18 protein-coding genes are annotated in these 24838 nt (G+C 61.1%); 7 read left to right on the top strand and 11 right to left on the bottom strand.

Translation table 11 applies throughout. The features are described from left to right. Positions 1 to 139: 139 nt before the first annotated feature. From ACYQ11_RS18600 to nifH, 11 genes are all read right to left on the bottom strand, one after another. Complete coding sequence (locus tag ACYQ11_RS18600) at positions 140 to 1249, bottom strand: homocitrate synthase/isopropylmalate synthase family protein (protein WP_459925323.1); 1110 nt, start codon at positions 1247 to 1249, stop codon at positions 140 to 142. Continuing rightward, a complete protein-coding gene (locus ACYQ11_RS18595; RefSeq protein WP_459925322.1) occupies positions 1239 to 3722 on the bottom strand; it encodes a [protein-PII] uridylyltransferase family protein in 2484 nt (827 codons plus the stop codon). The genes ACYQ11_RS18600 and ACYQ11_RS18595 overlap by 11 nt, the downstream gene beginning before the upstream one ends. A gap of 51 nt (positions 3723 to 3773) precedes the next feature. Continuing rightward, on the bottom strand, positions 3774 to 4076 hold the full coding sequence (locus ACYQ11_RS18590; RefSeq protein WP_459925321.1) for a (2Fe-2S) ferredoxin domain-containing protein: 303 nt from the start codon (positions 4074 to 4076) through the stop codon (positions 3774 to 3776). Positions 4077 to 4408: 332 nt separating this feature from the next. Further along, on the bottom strand, positions 4409 to 5710 hold the full coding sequence (locus ACYQ11_RS18585) for a radical SAM protein (RefSeq protein WP_459925320.1): 1302 nt from the start codon (positions 5708 to 5710) through the stop codon (positions 4409 to 4411). A gap of 266 nt (positions 5711 to 5976) precedes the next feature. Further along, positions 5977 to 7353 carry a nitrogenase component 1 gene (locus tag ACYQ11_RS18580; protein WP_459925319.1) on the bottom strand — a complete coding sequence of 459 codons (1377 nt, stop codon included), beginning with the start codon at positions 7351 to 7353 and terminating at the stop codon, positions 5977 to 5979. Positions 7354 to 7356: 3 nt separating this feature from the next. Continuing rightward, positions 7357 to 8703 (bottom strand): nitrogenase iron-molybdenum cofactor biosynthesis protein NifE, encoded by a 1347-nt coding sequence (nifE, locus tag ACYQ11_RS18575; protein WP_459925318.1) that lies wholly within the window; start codon positions 8701 to 8703, stop codon positions 7357 to 7359. Between the two features lie 257 nt (positions 8704 to 8960). Then, positions 8961 to 10337, bottom strand: coding sequence for a nitrogenase molybdenum-iron protein subunit beta (nifK, locus tag ACYQ11_RS18570; RefSeq protein WP_459925317.1), 1377 nt, complete (start codon positions 10335 to 10337; stop codon positions 8961 to 8963). Between the two features lie 69 nt (positions 10338 to 10406). After that, the gene (gene nifD / locus ACYQ11_RS18565) at positions 10407 to 12053 is read right to left on the bottom strand and encodes a nitrogenase molybdenum-iron protein alpha chain (RefSeq protein WP_459925316.1); all 1647 of its coding nucleotides are present in this window, start codon (positions 12051 to 12053) and stop codon (positions 10407 to 10409) included. 50 nt (positions 12054 to 12103) lie between these two features. Beyond that, positions 12104 to 12484 (bottom strand): P-II family nitrogen regulator, encoded by a 381-nt coding sequence (locus ACYQ11_RS18560; protein WP_459925315.1) that lies wholly within the window; start codon positions 12482 to 12484, stop codon positions 12104 to 12106. Next, complete coding sequence (locus tag ACYQ11_RS18555) at positions 12481 to 12837, bottom strand: P-II family nitrogen regulator (RefSeq protein WP_459925314.1); 357 nt, start codon at positions 12835 to 12837, stop codon at positions 12481 to 12483. The genes ACYQ11_RS18560 and ACYQ11_RS18555 overlap by 4 nt, the downstream gene beginning before the upstream one ends. Before the next feature lie 53 nt (positions 12838 to 12890). Continuing rightward, positions 12891 to 13715 (bottom strand): nitrogenase iron protein, encoded by an 825-nt coding sequence (gene nifH, locus ACYQ11_RS18550; RefSeq protein WP_459925313.1) that lies wholly within the window; start codon positions 13713 to 13715, stop codon positions 12891 to 12893. A gap of 857 nt (positions 13716 to 14572) precedes the next feature. On the opposite strand from nifH, the gene ACYQ11_RS18545 reads away from it, so the two are divergent. The 7 genes from ACYQ11_RS18545 to ACYQ11_RS18515 all read left to right on the top strand — a co-directional run bounded on the left by ACYQ11_RS18545 (position 14573) and on the right by ACYQ11_RS18515 (position 24652). Further along, complete coding sequence (locus ACYQ11_RS18545) at positions 14573 to 15742, top strand: esterase/lipase family protein (protein WP_459925312.1); 1170 nt, start codon at positions 14573 to 14575, stop codon at positions 15740 to 15742. Positions 15743 to 15896: 154 nt separating this feature from the next. Beyond that, entirely contained in the window at positions 15897 to 16949 is a 1053-nt protein-coding gene (locus tag ACYQ11_RS18540; RefSeq protein WP_459925311.1) for a hypothetical protein, read from the top strand. Positions 16950 to 17225: 276 nt separating this feature from the next. Next, positions 17226 to 17834 (top strand): CBS domain-containing protein, encoded by a 609-nt coding sequence (locus ACYQ11_RS18535; protein ID WP_459925310.1) that lies wholly within the window; start codon positions 17226 to 17228, stop codon positions 17832 to 17834. 15 nt (positions 17835 to 17849) lie between these two features. Then, on the top strand, positions 17850 to 18386 hold the full coding sequence (locus tag ACYQ11_RS18530) for an HPP family protein (RefSeq protein ID WP_459925309.1): 537 nt from the start codon (positions 17850 to 17852) through the stop codon (positions 18384 to 18386). Between the two features lie 31 nt (positions 18387 to 18417). Next, complete coding sequence (hcp, locus tag ACYQ11_RS18525; protein WP_459925308.1) at positions 18418 to 20079, top strand: hydroxylamine reductase; 1662 nt, start codon at positions 18418 to 18420, stop codon at positions 20077 to 20079. Positions 20080 to 20447: 368 nt separating this feature from the next. After that, positions 20448 to 21560 carry an efflux RND transporter periplasmic adaptor subunit gene (locus tag ACYQ11_RS18520; RefSeq protein ID WP_459925307.1) on the top strand — a complete coding sequence of 371 codons (1113 nt, stop codon included), beginning with the start codon at positions 20448 to 20450 and terminating at the stop codon, positions 21558 to 21560. Then, positions 21557 to 24652, top strand: coding sequence for an efflux RND transporter permease subunit (locus ACYQ11_RS18515; protein WP_459925306.1), 3096 nt, complete (start codon positions 21557 to 21559; stop codon positions 24650 to 24652). The genes ACYQ11_RS18520 and ACYQ11_RS18515 overlap by 4 nt, the downstream gene beginning before the upstream one ends. Positions 24653 to 24838 lie beyond the last annotated feature (186 nt).

Here is a 24838-nt window from a genome sequence, read left to right as displayed (position 1 = left end):
ATGTTGAAAAAAGAGCGTGGTCGCGGCTTAATAATTTGAAATTAATAATAATCCTCGTTGCCCAAACTGATGGGCACGCTGCGCTTTGCCCATCCTACGGTCGGGAAAAGGTAGGATGGGCAAAGCGGTAGCGTGCCCATCATGGTTTCAGGGTGTCGAGCGGCCGCTTTTCCCTGCGTGTCTGCGACCGGATCACACTCAGCAGCTCGCGGGCCTGGTCGGTCGTCAGAGCAATGCCCGCGCGGTCCAGCAGGTGGGTGAGCATGGCGGTTCCCGAATGGGTGCCCAGCACCAGCCGGCCCGGGGCGTGTCCCACCACATCGGCGGTGAACGGCTGGAAGGCCAGGGGATGCTTGAGCTGGCCCTGGCCGTGGATGCCCGACTCGTGGTCGAAGACCGCTGAGCCGGTCACGGGCTTGTCCGGCCTTATGGGGCGGCCGCTGGCCCGGGCCACACGGGCGCAGACCGGAGCCAGGGCCTCGGGCCTTAGCCGGCAGGTCAGAGGTGATGCGAAATGGATGGCCGCCGCCACTTCCTCGGTGGCCGCGTTTCCTGCACGCTCACCCAGGCCGTTGACGGTGACGGACAGGGCGAAGGCCCCGTGTTCGGCGGCCGTCAGGGCGTTGGCCGTGGCCATGCCCAGATCGTTGTGACCATGGAAGTCAAGGGGCATCTCCGGCACGGCCGCCGAAAGGCCTGCAACGAGCGCCGCCACCGACGACGGCGTGGAAAGCCCCACCGTATCGGCGATGCGGGCCCGATGCGCTCCGGCGTCACAGGCGGACCGAAGCCACAGGGCCAGGGTGTCCGGCGCGGTCCGAACGGCATCCATGGCGCCCACGGACACATGGTCGAAACGGCACCTTGCCAGAGTCACCAGACGGTTCAGATCCTCCAGCACCCCGTCCAGGGTGTTGCCGGTCACCTGAAGGTGGATCGGCGAGAGGGGAAAGCCGATGTGAACACTGGATGCTCCGGCCCGGGCTGCCAGTTCCAGGTCCCCCGCCCGGGCCCGGCACCAGGGGGTGATCCGGCAGGGCAGGTTCAGCCGATGAAGCGCCAGAATATCCTCACATTCACGGTCCCCCATGGCGGGAATTCCCGCTTCGAGTTCGTCGATACCGGCCTCGGCCAGCATCGTGGCGACGGCGATCTTGTCGGAACGGTTAAAGGAGACTCCCGGGGCCTGTTCCCCATCCCTCAGCGTGGAATCGATCAACCGGATTGTTTTTCCCATCTCAGCACCCATCCAGCACCTCCTTCATCCGATCCAAAAAGTCCGGCCCCACCGTCTCTTCCCGGTCCGTCCGCACCCAGACCCACAGGCCGGGCCGCCGGGTATCGTGCATTCGCCGCATGAACCGGACGCGTCCCCCCGCCCTGGTCACGGCCCGCAAAACCGTTGCGTCATCCTCCGGGCCTCCGGTACCGATCACGCTGATCCGCGTGCTGTCCCCCGGCCCGGAGCGGTCCATGGAAAGGTGCCGTCGCGGGCCCCCCGTCCGCTCACCGGGCTTACTCAGCGGCGAGGGCTTCTCCCGAAAAAACCGCTCAAGAGCCTCTTCGAAGCCGGCCCAGGCCCTCCGTTCGAACATCCGGTCTTTGGGCGGGGTCACCCGGACCACCAGAACAAGGTCCTCGCCCGGACCGTCCGCGACCCGAAGATCGTAAACCTCCATGCCGTGGGCCGAAAAGAGGGCGGGCACACCGCACAGCGTAAGCGGGTCCCGGGGGCAGGCCAGCGTGACGGTTCGGGTATTCGCAAATTCAAGGACATGGACACAGGGCCCCCGGTGTTTTTTCCGGTCAAGGGCCGTGACCTTTGCAAGCGAATCAGGAGCAAGGGCGTCGCCATCGGGTGAGGAGGGAGAACAAACCCCCGACAGGACGCCCAGGCTCCAATTGTAAAACACCGACAGATCCGCCAGGATGAAATCGTCGATCCGCCCGGCGAAACGGGTCTCAATCACGGCCCGGGCCAGATAGCAGGCACCGGTCAGGGTCTGGGGGGTCACCCCCCGCCACGATCGAACCAGGGCCGTCACGCGCGCCTTTTCACTGACCGGTTCACCGGTGACAAACCGGATAATCCGGCGGGAGTGATCGATCAGGTCCAGCACTCTGCGAACAAAGGGCGCGTCTTTTTTAAAACGCGCAAGAATAAGCGCCACCTCACGGGCTGCGGCCCGATGTCTTCGGCGACCTGGAAATATCCGATAAAGGTCATGAAACAGGCCGGCCCAGAGAAGGCCCCTCCGGAGGTCGGCAGAAACGAACGGCACCCTGCTGCCATGGGCCCCGAGAAGCCCCTTGAGCCGGTCCAAAATGTCAAGATGCCGCTCGCACATGGGCCGACGCTCCACAGCACCGAACTCCCGGCGATGCCGGAACGCGGCGAAGACGGGAACAAAAGCCCCCAAAAGGCCGGTTTCAAGCAGCACGGCCGGGATATCCGATCCTTCCGGCCCATCGAACAGCACCGATTCAAAGGCCGTCATGACGGCGGTGTCACGGCATCCGGCCTGGGCAAGGCCGGGTCCGAAGGCCTCGATCAGCCGCCGGGTTTCCGGAGACAAGGGCGCACCGGTTGAACGGCTTTCCTCAAACACGGAAAGCATCAGTCCGGGATGCCGGATCAGCTTGACCGACGAGGTCACCGTGATCATGCCCCGGGTCACATTCACCCACTTTGTGCCGGTGTTGATTTTCCCGGCCTGGACCGGACGCCCGATAATCATCTCCGGGACAAGGTCCAGGAAAAACCGCCGGTAGACTGTCATGATCCGGTCCATATGACCCGTCAGGTCCGTGAGAAAACGGTCCACCCCATTGCGTCCCCCGGCGTTGGTGTAGCCCAGGGCCCGGGCCGCACCGTGCTGACGGTTCAGGGAAAGACGGCCCGGCGATCCGGATTCGTCCGTCTCGGTGACCGCAAGTACCCGCCGAACAACGTCCCGGGCCAGATTTAAAGCCTCACACTCGTCCGTCGACATCAGACCCAGCCGTTCGATGTCCCGGAGGTCCATCACGCCGCCCACGGTCCGGGCTCCGGTCAGGATCGACTGGACGTCTTCGAGTCCGCCGGGGCTGCGTACCAGGTCCGGTTCCGGGCCGTCTTCCGGCCGGCCGTAACGGCGATGACGCTCCCTGTCCCGCTCCAGAAGAAAGGCAAGAATCTCCCGTCTCCGCCGGAACACGACCTTTTCCCGCAAACGGCCCGTCAACCGTGAGTACAGGGTCGAAACGCCGCAAACGAACCGGGCGTCCATCAGGGTCACCAGGGTGCCGATATCCTTCGCCGCATCCGACAGGCAGTCCGAAAGGGTCCGGGTGCTGTGATGAACCATCACCCGACGGTCCCAGAGGGGGTAGACGATATCCCGGATCAGTCCCTCGGCCCCTTCGGGGATTCTGTCATTGAAAATAAACAGAATCCCCACCTCGGGCCGCCGCCCCACCTCCCGCCGTCCATAGCGACCGGTGGCCACGATGGCGTAGGGATTGGCGATCAGATCCAGCCTGAGCCCCGACTCGCTGCGTCCGAACCCCGTTCTCAGGTAATCGTCCAGAAGATCCGATCGTTCCCCCGGATCGGCCGCCCGTTCAAGGGCAACGGCCCAGGCCTCCGGATCAGGGGCTCCGCCTGCCCGCGCCCCGATATTCATGGCGGGCGCGTCAGGCGGGCCGGGTGTTCGTTCCATGGTGCAGGACAGGCTTTTCATAAGGTCCTCCTCGATTCAGGCCAAATGAGAACGGCAGGGCCGGGCCTCCGGTCAGATCAGATAATCACCGGCGGTGCCCCCCTCCTCGAGGGCATCGAGGATGGCGTCGACGGAGCTTTCGCTGTCCACGCCGCCATACCAGGTGTTTTGCGGGTAAACCACCATGACCGGTCCTTTCTCGCACTGTTTCAAACAGCCCGTGGTGGACACCAGAACATTGAGACCCCGGTCGAGAATTTCCTCTTCCAGATAGGGCAGCAACCCCACCGATCCTTTTTTGTGACAAAGCCCCTTGGGCTCGCCGGCCACGCGAAAGCTGGCGCAAACCAGAATATGATGTGCAGGTTTTTCCATGGTGTTCCTCTCCTTTGGGTTGGGGCATCACAAGCATCGGCCCGGGATGCCCGGGTTATAACGTTTTTTATCGTTCTCCGTGCACATGCACGAATTTTCCTTACGACTGCCGGAACCCATCTCAAAAATATTTTTTTTGATGGCTGCCTCCGGCGGCCGGCTTTTAAAAAGCTGGACAAATGGGTTTAAATTCAGCCTATTGACAAACGACGATAAAAAGTGACCGCCATGTATTGTTTGTCAGCATAAGAAAACTGACCGGCCAAAAAACATGTTTGGCAACCTTTTGAAAAGGTTGGCCCCCGGCAGGGCTGCCGGAGGCAAACAAAGCATCACCCGCACCCCATTCCGGTCCCGGAGCAGCCCACGCCGCAGCGGCTGCGCTCACGGGCGGCGATGTGATTCAGGGGTCTGCCCTCAAGTACGGCGGCGACCGCTTCTTCGATCAGGCCTTCGACCTTGAGAACCGTTATACCCTGCCCGGTCAAAACCTCCTCGGGCCGTTTGCCGATGCCGCTGATTAGAAGGGCCCGGCAGTCGCTGAGCAAGGCCGCAATGGTGTCCCAGCGGGCGTCGCCGCCGCCGGGCTCCGGGGTGACGCGTTCGTCGACCAGGGCGATTGCCCCGTCCTTCTCCCCGAATATCAACAGCCGGTGGGCCTCTCCCAGGTGCTGATTGACCAGGGCCCCTTCCAGGCTGGCCACGGCCACATACCGCCGGGATGCTTCGGATGAAACCGGCACGCTGTCCGGCACGGCGGGCATGGCTTCACAGGCCTTGAGCTTGGTCAAAAGATGCTCGTCATCGGCCTCGCCCAGACAGCCCACCGCGTCGGCCCGACACCGTGCGCAATGGGTCATCTGGGGAATGTACCGTCCCGCCTCGGCCCGGATCGTCCGAATCAGGTCAGGCGAAGGCTCCGGAATGTGGGCGAAGGCCGAACCCGCGTTGGCGTAGTACGGCAGGGCGTTGAAGATATCCACGTCAAGCTCCGCCATGGCCCGGGCCACCTCGACGATGTGATCCTCGTTGATCCCCGGAATGACGATGCTGTTGACCTTGACCGTGATTCCGTGCCGTTTCAATTCCCTGACGGCCTCGATCTGCCTGGCCATCAGGATGGCGACGCCCTCCTCGGCCCGCAGCACCTTTTTCCCGTGTCGGACCCAGGCGTAAACCCCGGCGGCGACTTCGGGGTCCACGGCATTGACCGTGATGGTCACATGCCCCACCCTGAGGTCGGCGAGTTCAGGAATGTAAGGACCGACCCCCAGCCCGTTCGTTGCCAGGCACAAGAGGATATCGGGGTATTTGGCCCGGACCAGCCTCAGGGTTTCCATGGTTTCTGCGGGGTTGGCGAAGGGGTCCCCCGGGCCCGCGATACCCACCACGGAGATATTCTTTTTCGCCTCGAACACATGCTCCAGATACACCAGCGCCTGGTAGGGTGACAGAATCCCGCTGCTGACCCCCGGCCGGCTCTCGTTCACGCAGTCGAATTTCCGGTCGCAGAACTTGCACTGAATGTTGCAGCGCGGCGCCACCGGCAGATGAACCCGCCCGAACCGATGGCGGACCTTGGCGTTGAAACAGGGATGGTTGGTTAGGGACAGGTCAGTTGTTGTCGTTGTCATACGTCACCTCATTATATATAATCCGTCTGATGGTTCTGCCTCCGGCGGCCCTGCCGGGGGCCAAACTTTTTGTAAAAGTTTGACAAAACATGTTTTTTGCGTGGCGGGCCGTATTGACCACAAACCGCTTCACCCTCGTGTAAATGGCAGATTGCGGTTCAGGCCAAGGCCGCAGGGTTTTTGGAACCGGAGGCGTAGCAGCGCTACGTCGAGGATTCCAAAAACCCGAGAACGCAGGCCTGGGCCGTAAGGTGCCATTTACTTATTTATAAATAGCTGAACCCCACCCCGGTCTCCTCCTGTTTCGTTTCCAACAGTGCGTTGGTCACCCGGTCGAACAGGCTCTGGGCGCCGCGGTAGCCGATGTGGAGGACCCTGGGGCCGCCCACGCGATCGTGGATGGGGAAGCCCACGCGGACCAGGGGGATGTTCCGGGTCCGGGTCACGGCGTAGCCCTTGCTGTTGCCGATGGCCACGTCCACGTCCAGGTCTTGGATGGCCTCTTCGATCCGGCCGAAATCGGCAGCCTCAAGGACGGTGATGGCCTCGTCGTAGCCGTCGGGGCGCAGCGATTCCAGTGTTTCCCCCAGCCTGCCGCTGGTGCCGCCCGAGGCGCAGAGCACGGGGGTGACCCCGATTTCCGTCAGGAAGGCGAACAGGCCCGCCACCAGATCCTCCTCGCCATAGATCACCGCCCGGGCGCCGAACAGGTATTTGTGGCCGTCCACATAGCTGTCAAGGAGCCGGTCCCGTTCACGGGCATGCTTTTCCGGGACGTCCTTTCCCGACAGTCCGGACAGACAGTCAAACAGACGGTCCGTGGCGCGGACCCCGACCGGCACGCCGAGGCGAGACACGGGGACGGCGAAGCGTCCTTCAAGGAGTCCGGCCGCCGTGTCGCCGGTTCGGCTGACCAGGGAAAAATCCAGACTGGCCCGGGCATCGGCCATGGACCTGATGCCGGACACCGGGGTGCCGCCCTCGGGAATCTTCCGGTAGGAGGCCCAGGGCCCGCCGTCCAGGGTGTCCGAATAATCGGGCAGCATCCGGTAGACCAGGTCGAAATCATCCAGAATTTCCTTCAGATAGCGCAGGTCTGCCGGAGACACCATGCCCGGAAAAACGTTGACCGACTCCCCCGACGACGCGGGGTCTTTGCAAACCGAAAGGGCGTCCACCAGGGCCCGGACCGCGGCAATGTAGCCGTCCGCGTGGGTGCCCGTGTAGCTGGGCGTGGACACGTGGACCAAAGGCGGCAGATCCGGCCCGTCGTTTTCCCGGAGGATGCTCCTTAAAATCATGGCCACATCGTCCCCGATGGTCTCGGACAGACAGGTGGTTGAAATCCCGACCAACTCGGGGGTGTACTGGCGGATGACATTGGCCACACTCTGTTTGAGGTTGGCCCCGCCCCCGAAAATCGCCGTGTCTTCGGAAAAATTCGACGAGGCGATATCGACGGGTTCCTTGAAATGGCTGATCAGATAGCGCCGGATGTAGGTGGAACACCCCTGGGACCCGTGCATCAGACTGATCGCCCCCCGGACCCCCTTGAAGGCCAGGGACGCCCCCAACGGCGTGCAGAGCTTGCAGGCATTGGTGGTCGCTTCACTGTGGCTTGTTCGAACCGTTGTAGTTTTCATACTTCACCTCGTTTCTTTCACCAGGGCCCAGACCGGGCTTTTGACGGTGCCGTAAACCTCTTTGGCGAAATTGTACATGCCTTCGAAACCGGCCAGGGGCGTTTTGCGTTCGTGATTGTGATCGCAGAAGCCCACCCCCATCTTGTAGGCCATGGGCCGCTCCTTGACTCCGCCGATGAACAGGTCCGCTCCTTTTTCAATGATATAGCGGGACAGCTCCAGCGGATTGGCATCGTCGACGATCACCGTGCCCTCGTCGCACATGTCCTTGAGAACCGCGTAATCCTCGGCATTGCCCGTCTGAGACCCGGCAAGGATCGTGGTCATACCCAGGGATTTCAAGGCCTTGATCAGGGAGAAGGCCTTGAAGGCGCCGCCCACGTAAATGGCCGCCTTCCGGCCTTCAAGAAAGGCCCGATACCGCTGGATCTCCGGGTAGACGGCCGACACCTCCGACCTGACCAGGGCCTTGGTGTTCTCCATGATTTCGGGCTGGTCCCCGAAATGAGCCGCCACGTCGTACAGGGCCCGGGCCGTGTCTTCGATGCCGAAATAGGACACGCGGATATAGGGGATGCCGTATCGCTCCTCCATCATCTTGGCCAGCTGCATCATGGAACCCGAGCATTGCACCACGTTGAGGGCGGCGCCGTGGGCCCGTTTGATCTTGTCCACCCGGCTGTCTCCGGTCATGACGGACACGACCTCCACGCCCATTTTCCGGTAGTAGTCCTCGATGATCCAGGCCTCGCCCCCGATGTTGAATTCACCTAAAATATTGATGCTCGTTTTGCCGATCCCCTCGATGCTGCCGGTGCCGATCAGGGTGGAAAGGGCATCGCAGGCCGCCTTGTACCCGTCTTTCTTGGTTCCCTTGAATCCTTCGGAATGGACCGGAATCACGGGAAGGCCTTTCTCCGCCGAAACCCTGCGGCAGACGGCGGCCACGTCATCGCCGATGATGCCCACAATGCAGGTGGCGTAGACAAAGGCCGCCTTGGGGTCATGGCGGTCGATCAGCTCGATCAGGGCCTGGTACAGCCGCTTTTCGCCGCCGAAAATGATCTGGGCCTCCCGCAGATCCGTGGAGAAACTTTTCCGGTGAAGTTCCGGGCCCGAGGACAACGACCCCCTTATATCCCAGGTATAGGCCGCACAGCCGATGGGGCCGTGCACCAGGTGCAGGGCGTCGGCCACCGGATAAAGCACCACCCGGGACCCGCAGAACACGCAGGCCCGCTGGCTGACCGCCCCGGCGGTGCTTTTGGTGTCGCAGACCATGTCGAAAGGCTCTTCGCCCTTGTGATAGACCTGCCGTTCCCGTTCTTTGAGCAGAGTAAAGGCTGTCATAAATCCTCCATCATGGGACACCCGTTATCATTCTAGAATCATGATGGGCACGCTGCGCGTTGCCCATCCTACCCTACGAGGTCTTTCGCAAGAACAATCAAACAGTTTATGCCCGCATCGCCTCACCGTGACATTGCAGAGTGTGGTTCAGGCCAAGGCCGCAGGGTTTTTGGAACCGGAGGCGTAGACTACGCGTACGCCTTCGGATTCCAAAAACCCGAGAACGCCGGCCTGGGCCGCAATATGCAATTGAATTATCAATACACAAGTTCGAACGACTCTTCCTTGGCATCCCGATCCATGCGGTCGAGCAACAGGTCCAGGATCTTTTCCATCAACCGGAGCCCGCCCCGGTAGCCCACCGTGGGGAAGTAGGAATGCCCGACCCGGTCCAGAATGGGGAACCCGTGCCTGAGAAAGGGAACGTCCTCGTCCCGGGCAATGTACTTGCCGTAGGTGTTGCCGATCAGAAGATCCACCGGCTCGTTCTTGATCCACTGGTGCAGCAGAAAGGTATCCCCCGATTCCTTGACGTTGACGGTGTAAGGCAGATCCGCCGTCATCTCCCCGATGACCTTTTCAAACCGTTTGCCCGGTGTCCCGGTGACGATGTGCACCGGTTTCATGTCCAAATCCAACAGGAACCGGGTCAGGGAGATCAGCTGGTCCGGGTCTCCGAACAGGGCCACCTTTTTGCCGTAGAAATACGGGTGCATATCGCTGATCAGATCCACCATCTGCCCCCGTTCATAGGTCACCGCGTCGGGAACCGTGACGCCCGCCGCCTTGCGGACCGTATCGATGAAGGCATCGGTGCCCGCAAGACCGATGGGCAGTTCAAGAATCTCGCAGGGAACCTTGAACTTCGTATCGAGGGTCCGGGCCGCAAGACCCGAGGCCGTGTCGCCCAGGGCCAGGGTGCCCATGCTGTCGCCGGTCTTTCGGAGCTGGGCCACGGTGACCCCGCCGTCGGGATACATGGTAAACCGCCCCGTCAGGGGGCCGTTCAGAATGCCCGAGGTATCCGGAAACAGGATGAACGGCACGCCCATGAGGGTCAACAGGCGCTTGATTTCCTCCATATCCGAGGGCTCCACGTATCCGGGGATCACGTTCAGGGTCTTTGTTTTTTTCCCGGTGCTTTCGGCAAAATAGTCGACCATGCCCTTGCACATGTTGGCAAAGCCCGTCACGTGGGAGCCCACGTAACTGGGGGTGCTGGCATGGATCACGTATTTCCCCTCGGGCACCTTGCCGTCGTCCTTGGCCTTGCGGGCGATCTGGGTGATGTCGTCACCGATGGTCTCGGACAGGCAGGTGGTATGAACCGCCACCACATCCGGCTCGTAGATGGTGAAAATGTTGTCGATGGCCTGGATCAGGTTGGCCTGACCGCCGAACACCGACGAGCCCTCGGTGAACGAACTGGTGGTGGCCATCACGGGTTCCTTGTAATGCCGGGTCAGGGCGCTCCGATGGTAGGAACAGCATCCCTGGGACCCGTGGCTGTGGGGCATGCAGGCGTGGATGCCCAGAGCCGCGTACATGGCGCCCACCGGCTGGCAGGTCTTGGCCGGATTGATGACCAGGGCCGATCGTTCCGTCATGGTTTTCGGGGTATGTTTCAGCAGCATGGTGTCACTCCCTTTGTTTACTCTGTTGTCATTTTTGCGGCGACTCAGGCGCACGCCCTCATCCGGTCCTTATTCCCAGACATAGGACCCGGACAGTTCCGGATGCTTTTCCCAGGGTGCTTTCACGAAGGACCAGACCCGGCTGTTCACCATACGGTCGATCTCTTTGTAAAAGTTGATCGCGCCGTTGAATCCTGCGTACGGTCCGCCGGAATCGTAGCTGTGAAGCTGCTTCATCGGCACCCCGCTTTTCTGGACCACGTATTTCTCCTTGATGCCCGCGCAGACCACGTCCGGTTCGTAAAACTCGATCAGCCTTTCGGTCTCGTAATGACTGATGTCGTCGATGACCAGCGCCCCGTCGGGCATCTCGGGCATCATGCCGTCGTAGTCCTTGAAATCAAAGCCTGCGGCTTTCATGGCCTCGATCTCGACCTCGCTTTTCCTCAGGCGGAACCGTTCAGGATCCGGATGGACCTCAAGTTCCTCGATGTTCCGGCTGTCGGCGTCGACTTTAATGCCCGGCAGCACCTTGCGCCCTTCGTAGTCGTCCCGGTGGGCAAACTCGTACCCGGCGGAGACCACGTCCATGCCAAGTTCCCGGAACAGTTCCTGGTAATGGTGAGCCCGCGAGCCGCCCACGAACAGCATGGCCTTTTTCCCCGAACAGCGTGCCCGGGCCTCGGCCATGGCCTGTTCCACCCTGGGCAGTTCACGTGCGATCACCTCTTCGACCCGGTCGGTCAGCGCCTTTTCACCGAAGTACTCGGCGATCTTTCTCAGGCTTTTGGCCGTGGCCCCGGCGCCGATGAAGTTGACCTTGATCCAGGGGATGCCGTATTTGGTCTCCATCATCTCGGCCACATAGTTGATGGACCGGTGGCACATCACCGTGTTCAGATCGGCGGTGTGGGAATTGGCGAACTGGCCGTAGGTCGAGTTGCCGCTGTAGGTCGACACCACCGTGATGCCGCATGCGGCCAGAATCCGGTCGATCTCGAACCCGTCCCCGCCGATGTTGTATTCGCCCAGAAGGTTGATTTTGTAGTCGCCTTCGCGAATCGTATCGTCCTCGCCGACCACGTGTTTGAAAATCCCGTTGTTGGCGATATGATGACCCGCCGACTGGCTGACCCCCTTGTAGCCCTCACAGGAGAAGGCGAAAACGTTGATCCCGAGCTTGGCCTTCATTTCCCGGGCCACCTGATGGATGTCGTCGCCGATCAGCCCCACGGGGCAGGTGGCGAACACACTGATGGCCTTGGGCTTGAACAGGTCGTAGGCCTCCTGGATGGCCTGGCGCAGTTTCCCTTCCCCGCCGAACACGATGTCCGAATCCTGCATGTCCGTGGAAAAACAATAGGTCATGAAATTTTCGTCGTCCGGAGTTGCCGGCCGGGTCTGGTTGCGCCGGGTCAGCCAGGCGTAAAAACTGCACCCGATGGGACCGTGCACGATGTTGACAAGATCCCGGGTGGGACCGAGAATCACCCCCTTGCACCCGGCGTAGGTGCACCCCCTCTGGGTGAGAATGCCCGGAATCGTCCGGGTGTTGGCGCCGATCTCGGGGACATTGCACCCCTCGTCGACCTTGTTGACGATGATTTGCTTGGCCCGTTTGCGGGCCACCTTGGTCGGATATTTTTTCAGGATATCCTGCTTCAATGCTTCGATCGTTTCGCCCCCGTCCCGGGGCCGTTCCGTTGCTGCGTCCATGGCTTGTCCTTCGTTTTGATGTGGTTGTTGCGACCTTTTCGCCCCGGCCCTTAGGCTCCGTCGAGGGTGCCCTGTCCTTTTTCACCGGTGCGGATCCGGATACTTTCCGTGACCGGGAGTACGAAAATCTTTCCATCCCCGGATTTGTCGGTCCGGTTGACCCGGATGATGGCGTCGACGGCTTTTTTCACCATCTTGTCCGGCAGAATGATGCTGATCGACCGCTTGGGAATCAGCTTTCCTCCCTGCCCCAGCTGGGTGATGGCCTCCTCGTAGCCCTTTTCGGCCCCCTTGAGCAGGCTCATGTCCACCAGCCCCTTGCCCCGACCCAGGCAGGCCACCGCGTTCATCGACACGACTCCCGCATCGGCCAGCGCCTCCTTGGTCTTGCCCATCATATTCATGCGTATGATCGCAAGGATCTCTTTCATACGGCCACCTCCTCGATGACGCCGCCCGGTGTTTCCCGAATCCCCGAACTGATGGTGTACACGTCGAGAACCGGTGTGATGAAAATCTTTCCGTCACCAAATGCGCCCTTGTCACCGGTTCGGGCGGCCTTGAGAATGGTCTCGATCACGTAGTCCTTGTCCTTATCCTTGACGACCATCATCAGCATTTCCTTGGGGATCTCGTCATAGGTGATCTCCCCGATCTTGATGCCCCGCTGCTTGCCTCGGCCCACCACGGGAAACCGTGTCACCGCCGGGAAACCGGCGTCCATCAGGGATGCGAGTACGTTGTCCGTTTTTTCTGGTCTGACGATCGATCGAATCATGATCATGGTCTTTATCCTCCGATTATTGTGTGTTGTTTAATCCGTGTTTGGTTGATTGATCAGCCCGCCAGACCGAAATCGATCAGGAGTTTCTCCAGGTTCTCGATGGGCAGCGGCGTGGGGATCACCATTTTTTGGTTGTCCTTTATCTTCCGTGCCAGGGTCCGGTACTCGTCGGCCTGGGCATGCTCCGGCTCATAGTCGATGACCGTCTTCCGGTTGATCTCGGCCCGCTGGACCACGTTTTCCCGGGGGACGAAATGGATCATCTGGGTGCCCAGCTGATTGGCCAGCTCGGTGATCATCTCAAGCTCGTTATCCACCTTGCGGCTGTTGCAGATCAGCCCGCCCAGCCGGACGCCGCCCGCTTCGGCGAATTTCACGATGCCCTTGCAGATGTTGTTGGCCGCGTACATGGCCATCATTTCCCCGGACACCACAATGTAGATTTCCTGGGCCTTGCCTTCCCGGATGGGCATGGCGAATCCGCCGCAGACCACGTCGCCCAGAACGTCGTAGAACACATAGTCCAGCTTCTCGCTGTCCGCATAGGCCCCGAGCTGCTCGAGAAGGTTGATGGAGGTGATGATGCCGCGGCCCGCACAGCCCACGCCGGGTTCCGGGCCGCCGGATTCGGTGCAGAGGGTGCCGCCGAAGCCGATTTTCCTCACGTCCGCAAGTTCCACGTCCTCGCCTTCCTCACGCAGGGTGTCGAGTACCGTGTTTTGAACCAGTCCGCCCAGAAGAAGGCGCGTGGAGTCCGCCTTGGGGTCGCAGCCCACCACCATCACCTTGTTGCCCATCTCGGCCAGTCCGGCCACCGTGTTCTGGGTGGTGGTGGATTTTCCGATGCCGCCTTTTCCGTATATTGCAATCTTTCTCATGCCTGTCTCCTTTGTCTGTGGGTTGACTCCGTTTGCGAACCATGTGACGTCTCACGGCGTTGCCTGATGTTGCCCCTTCAGAGTGCAACCCATATGCCATTCCCTGAAAGTGAACACCGTTACGCGCCAAACCGCTGAAACCAGACACGATAAAAAACCGACTCGTGACATTCGAAACATGTCACATCCTGGATTGCAACTACATTTTTGTATTATGACTATCTGATTAATACTATTTTGTATTGTTCGGGCGCGAAACGCCGTCCACCCCGCGACTCTCCCAAAAGCCTTCCTGGGAGCAGTCCATGGTTTACAAAATGAGCCCCGTCTCTTTTCCGTCGTGTTCCTTGTAACAGGTTAATCCACCGGCTCAACCATCCGGTCGCGATGGTCCTCACGGACAGGGCGTTAGAAGAAATGACGCCGCCGGCGCACACGGCCTGAATCTTTCCCACCGGAAAGAGACGACGGATGCGATGGCACCGGCACAGGGATTCCAGTCACAAACCTCTGAAAAGATAAGCCATAACCCGATTGTCAAAACCGGAATGCCTTGTTTTGACCACCGGCAAATTCGGATGAGTCTTTTTTTAAGTCGATCGTTAAAAAAAATATCGGACAATTCCCCCGTTTTTCATTTCTGGCCAGACAACGGCGCATTCGCCCCCTAAGGTGTCAACTATGTTCACACTTAGGTCCGGGGTTCCTTTAAAAAACCAGCGGACCGCATCCCCCGGCGCCCATGGGGCGCAACAAGACAAGGGAGCTGCAACGACAGACATAACGAGCCGTCACGACCGCAGGCCTGATCATCGTGACACCACCCATCACCCGATTGATTAAGGAGGCAAAAGAGCATGAACACCACCAAAGCGGCAACCATTCTCACCCTGGTCGGCCTTGCCGTGTGCCTGACCGTGTCAGGAGCATGGGCCCGGGCCGACAAAACCACCTACCCGGTGGTCTTTGCCCACGGCATGCTGGGTTTCGACCAGTTTTTAGGCATCGATTATTTCGGGAGCGATTACGGGGTCTTTGTGGGCGACCCCTGCGACCGGTTCCTGGAAACATCCTGCAACCGGAACATCGACCGGAATCAACAGGCCTATGCCACCGACGTCAACCCCTTTCAAAGCTCCGAATACCGGGGGCTTGAACTGGCCGACGACATCGAGGGCTACCTGGCCACCGTGGGGGCTAACGGCGTGAACATCATCGGCCATTCCCAGGGCGGCGTCGACGCCCGGAAAGCGGCCCGCCTGCTGTATGACCGGATGGGGCACCGGGTGGTCCACGCCCTGATTTCCATCTCGTCCCCCCATAGGGGTTCCTCGGTGTCCAAAAACGTCCTTGAAAACGGCGAGGACGGATTCAACGCCTTTGTGTCCTTTCTGGCGGGCGGCGTGGCCAGTTCCCTGTTCTATGTGGAGCAGGGCGACTACTTCGCCAGCATGAAGGCGTTCTACTACGACGACTGGGATCCCGAAGACGGTGAGATCACCGGCTGCAAGGCCTTCAACGCCACCTACCCCGTCAACAGCGACCACGTGAAATACTACGGCTCTCTGATCACGGCGGACCAGGGCGGACTCGGGCCCGTGCTTCTGTTTCTGGGTCTTCTCGCGCCTCTGGACATCGACGGTGACGGCTGGTGCGGGGCCACGGACAGCGAGGGGAACCTCCTGGACTGCCAGGGCGACGGCGTGGCCGGTGACGGTGACGGGGATTTCGAAGACGGCGACGACGACGGTCTGGTGGGCATCAACTCCCAGCAGATGGGCTACCGCCTCACCTATACGGAAGGCGGCTGGTTCAAAAAATCCGGTTTTTCCGAAGACAAGGCCATGGGCTATGTGGCGAACCTGAACGCCCCGAACGAGACCCAAAGCACCTCCTACAGTTCGGTCTTGCCCTATGACCATGTGGATGTCTGCGGCCTGGGCGTCATTCCCTACCTGATCGGGGACAGCTTCGATGAAACCCGGTTCTACGCGGACCTGATCGACTTCATCGCCGATAAGGAATAGCCGCCGTCATGTTCATGGGGTCACCTTATGCCATGGGTTTAAAAACATGATGGGCACGCTGCGCTTTGCCCATCCTACCGGCGATACACGACAGGATGGGTTAAGCACAGCGTGCCCATCAAGGAAACCGGCTTCTGCAAAGGAAAAAAGGACCATGACGCACACCAAAGGCCTGATCGTCTGCCTTGCCATCGTTTTTGCCGGGCTTTCCGCATATTTTCTTTTCACCCCCGACAGCCGGGACGTCTCCTCACCATCGCGACCGGCCGCAGCCGCAGCGGGCCTCATCGAAAAGGCGGCGCCATCGTCCGCAGATCGCTCCCCGGTCTCCGGCGGGGCCGCCCCCCCGGAAGCGATCACGTCGTTGGACTATCCGGAGCTGATCGACAGCCTGACCGACCAGTACGGCGCACACATCGACCATCCCCGGGTCCAGATGGAGGCCCTCGATCACCTGATCCACATGCTGAAAAAAACCTATCCGGACACCTGGCGGGACCATCTGAACGCCTATCTGACCGCGGCCTTTCCCGACCATGCCGATATCCTGATCAAGCGGCTCGAACAGCTTCTGGCCTACGGGACCTGGGGCGACGAAAATCGTGACCTTCTGGCCGACCTTTCCCCCCGTGAACTTACGGAACGGCTCTGGGAAAAACGCCTTGAGGTGTTCGGCGACGACGCCCTCGCCATCTGGGAGATGGAACTCAAGAAAAACGAGGTGGACCGTCTTGCCGGGGACATCGATGCCATGGCGGGCGCGCCCTTCGATGAAAAACTGAACCGTTTCAGACGGACCCTGGACGACATTTACGGCGACACAACTCCCGCCTACATTAAACACCACGCCCAGGAACTTCTGAACACCTTCCTTGCCATCGGCAGCGTCCAGGACGACCTTCACATCATGGACGCCGACACCCGCAAGGACCGCCTGACCGACCTGCGCAAAACCATGGGCATGGACGATGAGGCCCTCACCCGCTGGAGCGATCTGGACGATGCGCGCGACCACCGCTGGAGTGAGGGTCTCGCCTACATGGCCGCCCGCGACGCCCTTATCGCCGCCCCCGACACCGAAGACCGGGACCATCAACTTTCCGAGCTCCGCCGAAAGCACTTCGGCACCGAAGCCGACATCATCGCCGCCGAAGAAGCCTCCGGCATGTTCCGCTTCACCCGAAAACGCCTCTACGGAAAAAACTGACGGCTTCGCACGTCCACCCCGTCCACCCTGTCCACCCTGTCCACCCCGTCCACCCCGTCCACCCCGTCCGTGCGTCCGTGCAGGCGCCCCCGCCCATTTTCCCCCTTCCCAACCCCGCCCCTTATTGCTATAATCCCAAACTCACATCAACCCCCATTCATGGCTTATCAACCAACAGCCATCGCTTTTTTTTCGTTTTTTGACTCAGGTCAAGGAAATATCATTCGCCCGGAGATAGGGTGGCAACACCATGCCAACCTTAAAAAGGATCAGCCGATGACGATCGACCCACTATGTGGTCAACCCGCCTTCGACCTGTCGGATGACGACATCATCGAGGCCATGAAAGCCCTGAGCGGCTACATCGACATCACGCCCGCCGATTTCAGGGAAATCTACCTCCTGGCCTACCGGCACGCCATGGCCCGCGTTCCCTTGAACACCCTGGCCCGGGACATCATGACCCGGGAGGTGATTCTGGTAAACGAACAGACACCGCTGGCCGAGGTGGCGCGGATCATGGCCGGAAGCGCCGTCACGGGGCTGCCCGTGGTCGATGCCGACCATCGGGTGATCGGCATGATTTCGGAAAAGGATTTTCTGGCCGACATGGGCATCCGGGACAGCCTCTCGTTCATGACCATCATCAGCCACTGCCTGGACCACTGCGGCTGCATGGCCCTGCCCCTTTCCCGGAAAACCGCCGGAGAGATCATGAGCGCCCCGGTGATCGGAGTCCGCGAAACCACGCCGCTTGCCGACATTGCCGGGATTTTCGACGAAAAAAACATCAACCGGGTTCCGGTCCTGAACCCGGACGCCACCCTCTGCGGCATCATCACCCGCAGTGACCTCGTCCGGGCCTTCTGCATGAAAACCTGTTGAGAGGAGCTCACGCTTATGCGGTATTTCAGTAAAATGAAGGGTCATTCCGGCAGTCCGCCGGGGGTCGGTCTGACCGAGATTCTCTGGTCCTGGATCGGGGCCGTTCTGGGGATTCTGCCCCTGTCCGTCATGACCCGCGCCCTGACCGACACGGCCGGCGCCACCTTCATCATCGGGTCCTTCGGCGCCTCCGCCGTGCTGGTCTACGGCGCGGTGCGAAGCCCCCTGGCCCAGCCCCGGAACCTTCTGGGCGGTCATATCCTTTCCGCCCTCATCGGGGTGGCGGCGGTTCAACTGCTCCCCGGCCATCTCTTTCTGGCGGCCCCCCTTGCCGTGGCCACGGCCATCGCGGCCATGCACGCCACGAGAACCCTCCATCCCCCCGGAGGGGCCACGGCCCTGATCGCGGTCATCGGGGGGCCCGGCATCCACAAGCTCGGATACATGTACGCCCTGGTCCCGGTGGGACTGGGGGCTGCGATCATGCTGATCGTCGCACTTTTCGTCAATAATCTGTCCAGAAACAGACGTTATCCTGAATTCTGGCTCTAACGACTCACCAACCACCAATGAGGAGGACACCATGTTTTGTTTTCAATGTCAGGAAACCATGAAAAACACCGGCTGCACGACCAAGGGCATGTGCGGCAAGCCCGAGGAAACCGCCAACCTTCAGGACCTTCTGATCTTCGTGCTCAAGGGCATCGCCGTCTACGCGGATCAATTGAAAGCCCTGGGATCGCCGGACCGTAGCCATGACCTGTTCGTGGAACAGGGTCTGTTCGCCACCATCACCAACGCCAACTGGGCCAACGCCCGGTTCACGGCCATGATCGAGGAAGCCCTGGCCCGTCGTGACAAACTCAAAGCCGCCTTCCTTGCAGCCTACAAGGCAAAAAACGGCGCCGACTTCTCCGGCGCCCTCCCCGAGGCGGCCACCTGGACCGGCCCGTCTTCAACCTTTGCCGACAAAGCCAAATCCGTGGGCATCCTGGCCACGGAAAACGAGGATGTCCGCTCCTTACGCGAACTTCTGATCATCGGCCTCAAGGGCGTGGCCGCCTACGCCGAGCATGCCGCCGTTTTGGGCTACCGCAAGGCGGAAATCAATGATTTCATGATGGAAGCCCTGGCCTCCACCACCAAGGATCTGTCCGTGGAGGCGATGATCGGCCTCGTGATGAAATGCGGTGAAGTCGCCGTCACCACCATGGCCCTTCTGGACGAGGCCAACACGAAAACGTACGGCAATCCGGAAATCACCGAGGTGAACCTGGGCGTCCGCAAGAACCCCGGCATCCTGATCTCCGGCCACGATCTCAAGGACATGGACGAACTGCTCAAACAGACCGAGGGCACCGGCGTGGACGTTTACACCCACGGCGAGATGCTGCCGGCCAACTATTACCCGGCGTTCAAGAAGTACGCCCATTTCGTGGGAAACTACGGCGGGTCCTGGTGGCACCAGAACGAGGAATTCGAGTCTTTCAACGGCCCGATTCTTCTGACCACCAACTGCCTGATCCCCGTCAAGAAGACCAACACCTACCTAAGCCGCCTGTACACCACCGGCGTGGTGGGCTATGACGGCGCGACCCACGTGGCCGACCGTCCCGAAGGCGGCGCCAAAGATTTCTCGGCCCTGATCAACCAGGCCAAATCCTGTGCGTCGCCCACGGAAATCGAAACCGGCACCCTTTTGGGCGGCTTTGCCCACAACCAGGTGCTGGCCCTGGCCGACAAAGTGGTCGAGGCGGTGAAATCCGGCGCCGTCAAGCGTTTCGTGGTCATGGCCGGATGCGACGGCCGTCACAAGACCCGCAGCTACTACACCGAGGTGGCCGAAAAACTGCCTAAAGACACGGTGATCCTCACGGCGGGCTGCGCCAAATACCGTTACAACAAGCTGGCGTTGGGCGACATCGGCGGCATTCCCCGGGTTCTGGACGCCGGACAGTGCAACGATTCCTATTCCCTGGCGGTCATCGCCCTGAAACTCAAGGAGGTCTTCGGCCTGTCGGACATCAACGAGCTGCCGATCTCCTACGACATCGCCTGGTACGAACAGAAAGCCGTGGCCGTGCTCCTGGCCCTGCTGTTCCTCGGCGTCAAGGGCATCCGCCTGGGCCCGACCCTGCCCGCCTTCCTCTCCCCGGCCGTGGCCAAGGTCCTGGTCGAAAACTTCAACATCAAACCCATCGGCACCGTGGACGATGACGTCGCGGCGATGATGGCCGGCAAATAGAACCATGTCCCAGGGCAGCGGCGGTTGCCGCTGCTCTGGGTTAACCGGCGAACATCCCTCCTACCCCACAGGATTGCGTCCGGATAGGAGCGATTCATGGGAATGTTATTCGCGTGGTTTTTTTTGACCACCCGTTCGCTGCGCTCACTGAAGAGCACGAAGGACCACGAAGAAAAAACAATTATTTACGGTATCCTTCGTGCTCTTCGTGTCCTTCAGTGAGCAGCGCGAACGGGTGGTTTAACCATAGAATGGTCATTTTTATGATGAGGGACGTGCAAACCAAACAACTGTTTTTTTGCCTTCAAACAGACAGACGCGCCCCATGCACCGTCCGTTCACCGCTGAACAAGGCACCCTGAGGTATCATGAAAAAGCAATTTTTCCGGATTCTGGCGTTGCTGATCGTCCTTTTTCTCATGGTCGGCGCCGGGCTTCTGGTCCGGCACCGGAAAAGCGGGCTGGCCAATCAGGCCACACCCGAAATCCGGCCCCTTCCGGTCGTCATCACCACCCCGGACTGGGGGGTTCTTCCCCTTTCGATCCATGAACTGGGCGTCATCGAGCCCCTGCGCTCGGCGGTGCTGTCCGCCCAGATCAGCGGTGAACTGTTCCGTGTTCACAAAGACGTGGGGGATCCGGTCCGGCGGGGCGAGATTCTGGCTGACATCGATCCCCGTCTCACCGAAGCCCGCAAGCAGGCCCTTTCGGCCGAGCTGACCGGAGCCCGGCAGGATCTGGACATCAAAACAGCCATCCGGGACCGCCGGCGGGCCCTGATCCGTGAAAAGGCCATTGCCCTGGAGACCCTGGACGAGGCCGAACTGGCCACCAGCCTGGCCCTGAGCCGGGTGCTGCGCCTCGAGCAGGATCTCAGGGCCGCCGACCTGTCCCTGTCCTTCGCACGCATGACAGCCATCGATGACGGCGTGGTCACCGAACGGATGAAAGACCCCGGTGACCTGGTCGCCCCCGGAACACCGGTTTTGCGCATCGAAAGCCCGGAAGCGGGCTACCGGGTTCTGGTCCGGGTGTCTTACAAGGTCCTCGCAGGTCTTGCCCCGAAGGCCGAGGTGCTTCTGGTCGAAGGAAGCCGCACCCTAAAGGCGACCCTTGACCGCATCCATCCGGCCATCGTGTCCGGCCGTCTGGCCACGGTGGAAATCAGAACCCCGACGCGCCCCTTCGGCCTGCCCAGCAACGCCACGGTGGGCGTGGTCCTCACGACGGGCCGCCCGGAAGGCTGGCGGGTTTCGGAAACGTGTCTGCTTGAAACCGACACCCAAACCCTTGTCTTTGCCGTCAACGACAAAAACCGGGTTTCTCCCCGACCCGTCACCGTCCTCGGACGGGCGGGCGGCCTCGCCGTGGTCACCGGCGAGATTTCCGAAACGGACCGTCTGGTCACCGGCCCCGAATATCTGCTCCTGAAACTCGATCCTGCCGTTCCCGTTCTGCCGGTGCCGGAGGACGCCCCATGAACCTGCTCGACGCCTGCCTGAAAAAACCCCATGCCCTTCTGGCCTTCGTATTCCTGGGCGTCGCTTTCGGCCTCATCGGGTTCAAGACCCTGCCCCTCAACCTGTTTCCCGATTCCAATTACCCCCAGGTGTCGGTGCTGCTCATCCAGCCCGGCGCCTCGGCCCGGGACATGGCCGACACGGTGGCGCGGCAGGTGGAAAAGGAACTGGCCTCCCTGGACAAGGTCCGCACCGTCACCGCCACCATCCGGGATGAAACCGCCGCCGTCAAGGTGGAGTTCGACTACGCCAAATCCCTGGACGCGGCGGTGACCGATGTGAGCGCCGCCATCAACCGGGTTCTGCCCAGCCTGCCCGCAGATCTGCTGCCGCCCCGGATTTTCCGGATCAGCGACGCCACGGCGCCGGTCAAGACCCTTGCGGTTTCTCCGGCAAAGGGATCGGTCTTCAGCCTGTCCAGGGTCCGTCAGATCTGCGACAACGAGATCCGCGAAACACTTCTCCGGATTCCCGGCATTGCCGGTGTGGAGGTCTTCGGCGGCCATGTTCCGGAAATCCGTCTGGTTCTTGACCGGCACAGCCTGAGCCGCTACGGCCTGTCCCCCGCCGGGGTGGCCGCAGCCGTGGCCGGGCAGAACCGCAACCTCCCCAGCGGCCTTCTGTTGTCAAACGCCAATGAACAGGTGATCACCCTCCACGGCGAGAGGGGTCTCGCCCACGGCCTTTCGGACATCGTCCTTTCCGGAAGCGGCCCTGCCGATACCGTGTATCTGCGGGACGTGGCCGAGATCCAGACCACCTTCGAGGAACGCCGCTCCCTGTTCCGGGCCAACGGGAAAGCTGCCATCGGGCTCAACATTCTGCGCAGCGAAGGCGGCTCGGTCACCGAAACCCTTGCGGCCCTCGATCAGGCCTTGCCTGAGCTCCGGGACGCCTTTCCCGGACTTGTATTCGACATCGCCGACACCCAGGGCGAGCTGATCGAAACCTCCGTGTCCAACCTTATTTCCGCCCTCAGGGATTCGGTGCTGCTCACCGTGGCGGTGATTTTCATGCTGATGGCACGGGGACGGACCACGCTTCTGGCCGCCGTGTCCATTCCCTTCACCTTTTTCCTGACCTTTGCGGGCATGACCCTGATCGGCTACGAGCTGAACATGGTCACCATGACCGCCATCATCCTGGCCGTGGGACTTCTGGTCGACGACACCATCGTGGTTATCGAAAACATCGACCGCCACATGGCCCCCGGCGACACCCCCCCGGACCAGGCGGCCCGAAAGGGCGTCCGGGAAATTTTCATGGCGGATTTCGCGGGCACCGCCACCACCCTGGTCGTGCTGGTTCCCATCATGTTCGTGGGCGGCTATGCCCAGAAGATTCTCCGCCCCCTTTCCGTGGTCCTGTCCCTGGCTCTGTTGTCCTCGTTCATCGTGTCGGTGACCGTGATCCCCCTCCTGGCCCCGAAACTGATCAAGGCCGGTCACCACGTGAACCGGTTGGAGCGGTTTTTCGACACGCTGACCGGCGGGTGGCTTTTGCCCCTCGAACGTTTTTTTGTCAGGTGCTACCGCCTGACCACCGGACGCCTGGGGTTTCTCTTTCCCCTTGCTTTGATCGTCCTTCTTCTTATCAGCGTCCGGCAGATGCCCCTGATCGGACGGGACCTGATGCCCGCCATGGACACCGGCATCGTCAAGATTGAATTCGAAACCTGGCCCAACAGTTCCCTTTCCGTCACCGAGAAGGTGATCCGGGACATGGAAGCCGTGATCCTTTCCACACCGGGCTTTGTGCGTATGGCCGTCATGGTGGGGTCCGAGCCCGGCGTGATCAGCTTCGGTGCCGATCGCACCGCCCAGGAGGGCCTGGCCACCGTCCATTTCAAGAACCGCTTTGAACGCGACCGGACGATCTGGGAAATCGAGGCCGAACTCAGGCGCCGCTTCACGGCCATGCCGGGCCTCAAACAGGTCCGTGTCTATGATTACGGGGCCACCCCCCTGTCCTCGATTTCAGCGCCGGTGGACGTGATGATCGAAGGGCCCGACCTTCTGATGCTCGACAGCCTGGCCCGGGAGGTGGAAAAACGGCTGGAAAAGGTCCGGGGCCTGACCTCCCTGGCCCGGACCTGGGATCTTTCGAAGCAGGAAATCGCCGTGGATCCGGACAGGGCGAGAATGGCGCATTACTGCCTCACCGAAGACGATGTGGTGGCCATGGTCACCACGGCCACCACCGGCAGGACGGTCTCCCGCCTGAGCGTAGCGGCCCAGGACGGCTATCCGGTCCGGCTCCGTCTGGATCCCTTGGCCATGGCGGACCAGGGCGACCTGGCCGACCTGAGGATACCGGGCCCCTTCGGGACAGTGCCCCTGAACGAGATCGCCGACATCCGAAAGGTCACCGGCCCCTCACGTATCACCCGCAGGGATCTGATGCCGGTGGTTTCCGTGCTCGGATATCGGGAAACCACCGCCATCACCCATCTTCAGGATCAGGTGGACGCGCTGCTCTCGGACCTGTCCCTGCCCGCCGGATACCGGATCAGTCAGCGGGGCGAAATCCGCCAGATGAAAGAGACCTTCGGCGGCCTGGGCCTGTCCATGGGCCTCGCCCTGTTGTTTCTCTACGTCTCCATGGTGGTGACCTTCGCGTCCTTTGTGCGGCCGCTGATGGTGATGAGCACCATTCCCCTGGCCTTCATCGGCGTGCCCTGGGGCATGCTTCTCTTTTCGCGCCATTTCTGCATGCCCGCAGCCATGGGCCTGGTGCTACTGGGGGGCATCGTGGTCAACAACGCCATTCTTCTGATGGATTTCATTGGAAGCGCACGCCAAAAAGGAACGGATGTGAACACCGCCATCGAAGAGGCCATCGGGCGGCGGACCCGCCCCATCCTGATGACGGCCCTCAGCACCATCGCCGGCATGCTGCCGGTGGCCTTCGAATCCGCCGTGGGGTTGGAGCGCCTGTCCCCCCTGGCCGTGGTGGCCATCGCCGGTCTTCTGGTTTCGACCGTCCTGACCCTGGTCTTTATTCCCATGCTGGCCTTCGGTATCGAAACGTTCAAACAGATCAGACGCACATAAATCGCGGCCCCGTGGGGGGGGAAAGGAAGGGGTTTCCCCCCCCCCGGGGGGGAGGAAAGGAGGGTGGTTCTCCCTCCCTTTTTTGTTTTGGTTTGGGGTGGTTTTTTTTTTTTTTTTTTTTTCCCCCCCACCCCCCCCCCCTTCCCACCCCCCCCCCCCCTCCCACCCCCCCCTCCCCCCCCCCCA

Source organism: Desulfatiferula olefinivorans, assembly GCF_054657895.1.
This window is presented reverse-complemented; position numbering and strand designations above follow the sequence as displayed.